The sequence below is a fragment of the Nocardia sp. CC201C genome (assembly GCF_030010695.1).
Lineage (GTDB): Bacteria > Actinomycetota > Actinomycetes > Mycobacteriales > Mycobacteriaceae > Nocardia > Nocardia otitidiscaviarum.
Window position 1 is genome coordinate 1 of the sequence record NZ_JASCXP010000449.1, and the last position, 5,953, is coordinate 5,953.

At 69.3% G+C, this 5,953-nt stretch carries 2 protein-coding genes and 1 pseudogene; 1 reads left to right on the forward strand and 2 read right to left on the reverse strand.

Translation table 11 applies throughout. From position 1 onward, the window contains the following. Positions 1-352: 352 nt before the first annotated feature. Positions 353-1,726, forward strand: coding sequence for an Hsp70 family protein (locus QK444_RS31280; RefSeq protein WP_282785681.1), 1,374 nt, complete (start codon positions 353-355; stop codon positions 1,724-1,726). Positions 1,727-2,964: 1,238 nt separating this feature from the next. On the opposite strand, the pseudogene QK444_RS31285 reads toward QK444_RS31280, so the two are convergent. Further along, positions 2,965-4,191: pseudogene (locus QK444_RS31285) on the reverse strand (YibE/F family protein); the annotation flags it as partial. A 465-nt stretch (positions 4,192-4,656) separates the two neighbouring features. Beyond that, positions 4,657-5,907 carry a pyridoxal phosphate-dependent aminotransferase gene (locus tag QK444_RS31290; protein WP_282785682.1) on the reverse strand — a complete coding sequence of 417 codons (1,251 nt, stop codon included), beginning with the start codon at positions 5,905-5,907 and terminating at the stop codon, positions 4,657-4,659. Positions 5,908-5,953: the final 46 nt, after the last annotated feature.

A 5,953-nucleotide genomic window follows, 5' to 3' on the forward strand; every position in this document is an offset into this window, starting at 1 on the left:
CCGGTGACCGCGGAGGGTGCGCGGGCATGGCGGCGCGGGCGTGGATGTCGCCGCCTGGTCGCCGGTGACCGCGGTGCGTGCGCGGGGACGGTGGGGCACGGGCGTGGATGTCCCTCTCGCCCAGTGGGGTACGTCCCGCCACCGGTGTTCGCATCGCCACCCGCGGGCCCCGCGCGGCTGTCCCGAATGCGCCGAACCAGGTGGTCGTAGGCGGGTGTACGGAAGACGCGGCAGGCCGTAGTGTGTCACCGACAGGTACAGTGACCCCACCGCAAGTGTGACGCGACGCTGGCCATCCGCAGGCGGCGGCCCGCTCGCACGTCGTGGGAGCGTGAATCGAGATGGGCTGCAGATGAGTTCGGTACTGGGAGTGTCGGTGGGGGTGAGCGCGGTGCGCGTCGCGCGGCCGCTCGCCGAGGCCGATGCCTACTCGCGCCCCGGATTTCAGCAGGCCGAGCCGTTCCACGACGGGTATCGCGGTGCCCCGCAGACCTTCGACACCCAGGACATCCCGGTCGGTGAGCAGCGGGTGGAGGAATTGGTGGCGGACGCGGTCGGCGCCGTGCTCGCCGCCGATCCGTCGATCACCGCCACCGCCATCGCGTATCGGGACGAACAGCACGCCCGCGGTATCCGCGCGGAGCTGGCCCGCCGCCAGCTCATCAATTACGAGCTCATCCCGGATGTGGTGGCGGCGCTGGAATTCCTGGAGTACTCCGGTGATATCCAGGGTTTCGGCACCGTCGCCGTCTACGACCTCGGCGCATCCGGTTTGTCCATTACGGTGGTCGATACCGCCTCCCGGCAGATCCATCACACCGAGCGCACCAGCGATATCAGCGGCGACTATCTGGACTCCCTGATCCGGGAACAGCAGATCGCCTCCGGACGCATCGCGCATCCGCCGGACGCGGCCGGGCTCGCCGCCATGGACGAACTGTGTCGCAAGGCCAAGGAACAGCTGTCCACCAGCACGGCGGTGGCGCTGCCGTCGCCCGAGGGGCTGGTGCTGCTATCACAGGAGAATTTCGAAGCCCTCATCATGCTGGCCGTGGAGTCCTCGGCGCGCATGGCCCGCGATGTGATCCTGCGCTCCGAACAGCCGGTGGAGGCGGTCGCCGTGATCGGCGGGTGCGCCCGGATTCCCTTGGTGGCGCGCGTGTTGCGGCGTTGGCTCGGCATTCCCGTGGTGGTCGCCGACGGTCCCGAGACCGCCGCGGTGCGCGGCGCCGCCATGCTGGCCCGCCCGGTGCGGCAGCGGCAGCCGCTGGCCCAGCCGCAGCCTGACTTCGACGAACCGGCTCCCCGGCCGCGGTCCCAGTCCACTCACACCTGGCTCTCCGGCACGGAGCCGGGGGAGCGGTCCCGGCGTCGCCGGGAGATCAGCGTGGCCGGGGTGGCGGTCGGCGCGCTCGTGGTTGTCTCCGCCATCGGCGTGACCCTGGGCTGGCGGCCGACGGCCTTCGAACCCGATTCGCAGAGTCGCGATTCGAGCACCACCGCCGAAACCACCTCGACCGCGCCGCGCACCACCTCCGCGCCCGCGCCGACCACCGAGGCGACCAACGAATCCGTCGCCGCCCCGCCCCCGCGCTACAATCCCACCACCACGAGCGAGGAACCGCCCCCGCCGAGCGCGAACACCATCACGGTCATCCCGGGCCTCCCCCCGATCGTGGTCCCCACCATCCCCCCGCTGTTCCCACCCGCCCCGGCCGGCCAGTAGAGCGCCCGGCGCACGCCCGAGCTGCCTGGGCCGGACGATAGCCGCCCGAGTGCCAGCGACCAGGCAAGGGTCCGGTCAGCCCTTCCCGGGCAGCGAAAAGCTCGTGCCGAGTTCGGACGAAGCGGTGATGTGCCCCGCTCTGTCGATCAGCGCTACGTCGTCGAGTCGACCAGCAGTACCTCGGATTCGCAGGTTGCCGCCCGGTCGAGACGTGGCCGCACCCCGACTGCGTGGCCTGTTGGCCATGTCGGTACCGCTCGCGCCTGCGACCGCTCGAGCGCGGATGGCGCGGCACCTCGGACGTGGGAGCGGTACCAACTTCCGCCGGGCGGCCACGGCGCGGATGCGCGCGATGGCGGTGCGCGGGACGCAGTCTGTCGAGATGCCGGGACGGTTACTCCTCAATCCAGCATCGGCGTGGCGTGGGCGGCGTGGTGGGTCGGGTTGTTCCGGAGTGGGCGGCCAGGCGCGCTGTTCGCGGGTCAGCGGCAGCCGGAGTTCGCGTTCCGTTCGTCTCGTGGCGCGCACGCCCGTCTCGCGGCCGGAGTCGTGGTGCCACGACCCGTGCTCTCCCGGACGATCGCGGGTTGCGCCGTGCTCTCCCGGACGATCGCGGGTTGCGCCGTGCTCGCGCGGTGTGCGGGTCGCGGGTCGAGACGCCGGGGTGGTTACTCCTCGAACCAGTCCTTGGCGTGGCGCGGGCGGCGTGGTGGGTCGGGCTGTTCCGGAGTGGGCGGCCACGCGGGCAGTTCGCCGGTCAGCGGCAGCCGGAGTTGGGGATCGGTGGGGTATTCGTCGGTGTATGGAGGCTCGGGTGCGGCGGGCACCGCCGGTTGGGCTCCGCTCTGGGCGGCGAGGGTCCAGGACGGCTGCTCGCCACTCGACGCCGTGGACGTGCGTGGCACCGTGGTCTGCTCGCCGGTGCCGGGACTCGACTGCCGGTGGGCGTGTGCGGGCTGTTCGTCGCCGTTCGGCCGGGCGGACGGCTGTTCACCGGTCGCGGGTGCCGCGCCCCGTCCGGGAGTCGCCGACGGATCGCCGGTCGCGCGCGCTGAGTTCCGCGCGGTGGCCGCCGGTTGTTCCCCGGTGGCCAGGGCCGAGTTCCATCCGGACACCGCCGGTTGTTCGCCGGTGCGGGTCCGGCGCGCGGCGGGCTGCGCACCGGTGCGGCGCGCGCGGGCGGCGGGACGTTTGCCTCGCGATGCCGGTCCGGTGGGGGCGGTGCGGTGCATGTGGAAGGGCCGGGCGAGCATGACGGCGATGCCGGTGGTCAGCGGCACCGACAGGGCGAGGCAGATGCCGCCGACGGCGGAGCGGGTGATCTCGATGGCGACCGCGTCACCGGTGAGGACGTCGCGGATGGAGCGGCCCGCCACGCTGAACAGCAGCAGCAGCGGCAGCGCGCCACCGGCGTAGGCGAGCACCAGCGTGTACACGGTGCTGGCGATGTGGTCGCGCCCCACCCGCATGGTGGCGGCGAAGATGTCGCGCCGGGACGCCTTGTCGTCCAGCGCGGCGAGTTCGAAGGCGGCCGCCGCCTGCGTGATGGTCACATCGTTGAGCACACCGAGCGAACCGATGATGAATCCGGCGAGCAGCAGCCCGGTAATGCTGACGTGTTCGATATAGGTCGCCACATTGGTGTTCTGCTCCTCGGACAACCCGGTGAGATGGGTTATCTCGATGGCCACCCAGGACAGCACGGCGGCCAGCAGCATGGAGGTCAGCGTGCCCAGCAGCGCCGAACTGGTGCGCAGATTCACCCCGTGCGCCAGGTACAGCACGGCGTAGAGAATCAGCGAACCCGCCACCAGCGCAACGGGAATGGCGGGTTTGCCGTCCAGCAGCGCGGGCAGCAGGAACATCACCAGCACCCCGAATGCGAACCCGAGCCCGAGCAGCGCCCGCAACCCGCGCCACCGCGCCACCGCCACGATGACGATGACGAATGCCAGCACGATCAGTGTGAGCGGCAGCCCGCGCGCGTAGTCCTCGAAGGAGTACATGGGCGCACCACTCGGATCGGACTGGCGCACCAGCCGGATCTTGTCCCCGGCGTGCAGCTCCGGCTGCCCCGGTCCGGGCGCGATCTCGAACAGCGTCTTGTTCCCGGCGTGCGGCCCGGAGTCGATGGTGATGATGCTGCGCTGGCAGTCATAGGTATTGGCGCGCGGCGGCGCGGGATCGTCCGGGAACACCCGCCCCAGCGACGGACTCCCGCACGGCCCCCACTCCTGCATGACGACGGTCCCGGCCTCGGTCGTCACCGCCCCGCCACCCGCGTTCTGCATGGGCAACGGAATCTCGACATGCTGTTTGCTCGGCCACAACCACACCAACCCCACCAGCACGGCCACCCCGATGACCACGAGCAACCCCACCACCACCCGCGCGGCCGTGTCTCCGATCTCGAGCGGCCCGGAGTGGCTATGGCTGTGGCTGTGGCCGTGATGGTGATCGCTCACCCGCGCGAGCCTAACGAAAACCGTTTCCGGCCGTATCCGCGAGGGCACTTAGCAGCCGACAAGCCAGCAGAAAGACCCTCTCGACCTGACGTCTGCCAAGGTGACAACTGATTTCGCACCGTTCGGGGTAACTCACCGGGAACCCCCAGAATCGTTTCGCACCCTGACCGCCGGCACGCGTACACAAGTGACAACGACTCTCAGCTGTGCGCTGAAGTCGCGGGGAGGCGGGAATGGGCGGGTTGAGGGGCGGCGGAGAGCAGGGGGATGTCTCCGCCGCCCGGGGATCGGCGGCCCAGGGGGGGTAGGCCGGCCAACCCAGGGCTGGACGGCTCAGGGGGGGTAGGCGGTCCAGCCGGGGCACTCTAGGTGCCGAGGACTACTGTACACAAAAGGGGGATCTTTGCGCTAGCTAAGTCTCTAAAAACCTGACTTTTTCGAACTCATGGTCTGTTTCGTTTGGAACTACTGCCGGTAGCTCGCGAGGAAGTTGCCAAATCTTTCGATCGCGACGGCCAGATCCCTGGCCCACGGCAGCGTGACGATCCGCAGGTGATCGTGATGCGGCCAGTTGAACCCGGTGCCCTGCACCATCAGGATCTTCTCCTGCAACAGCAGATCCAGCACCAGCTTCGAATCATCGTGGATCTCATGGACTTCCGGATCCAGGCGGGGGAACGCGTACAGCGCGCCCTTGGGTTTCACACACGACACGCCCGGAATCGAGTTCAGCCGCTCCCACGCCACATCGCGCTGCTCGAGTAGTCGTCCGCCCGGCAGGATCAGATCCTCGATGCTCTGATGCCCGCCCAGCGCCACCTGGATGGCGTGCTGCGCGGGCACATTCGGGCACAGGCGGGTGGAGGCCAGCAGGTCGATGCCCTCCAGGAAGCCCGCGGCGTGCTCCTTCGGTCCGGTGATCACCAACCAACCGGCCCGGTACCCGGCCACCCGGTAGGTCTTGGACAGGCCGTTGAAGGTCAGGCAGAGCAGATCCGGCGCGAGCGTGGCCAGCGAGATGTGCTTGGCATCGTCGTAGAGGATCTTGTCGTAGATCTCGTCGGCGAGCAGCAGCAGCTGGTGTTTGCGCGCCAGATCGACGATCTGCTGCAACACCTCCGTCGAGTACACCGCACCCGTGGGGTTGTTCGGGTTGATGACCAGCAGCGCCTTGGTCTTGTCGGTGATCTTGGACTCGATATCGGCGATATCGGGCTGCCAGCCGTTGGACTCGTCGCACAGGTAGTGCACCGGGGTGCCGCCCGAGAGCGAGGTCATGGCCGTCCACAGCGGATAGTCCGGAGCCGGGATGAGCACCTCGTCGCCGTTGTTCAGCAGCGCCTGCATGGTCATGGTGATCAGCTCGGACACGCCGTTGCCCAGGTAGACGTCGTCGACGTCGAACTCCGGGAAGCCCGGCACCAGCTCGTAGCGGGTGACGATGGCGCGCCGGGCGGGCATGATGCCCTTCGACTCCGAGTAACCCTGCGCGTACGGCAGCGCCGCGATCATGTCGCGCATGATGACGTCGGGCGCGTCGAAGCCGAACGGCGCGGGGTTGCCGATATTGAGCTTGAGGATGCGATGCCCCTCGGCCTCCAGCCGTGCCGCGTGCTCGTGTACCGGTCCTCGGATCTCGTAGAGGACGTTCTGCAGCTTGGTGGACTGCTCCAGGGTGCGCGGCGCGCGGTACGGATGGTTGCTCACCCGGCTCAGTCTAATTTGCCCTTCGCTTCGCTCCGGGCGCGGTTCGCGGCGCTGG

Bases quoted from the DNA above. Each gene is read 5' to 3' on its own strand.
- QK444_RS31280 (WP_282785681.1), top strand. From the start codon at position 353: ATGAGTTCGGTACTGGGAGTGTCGGTGGGGGTGAGCGCGGTGCGCGTC.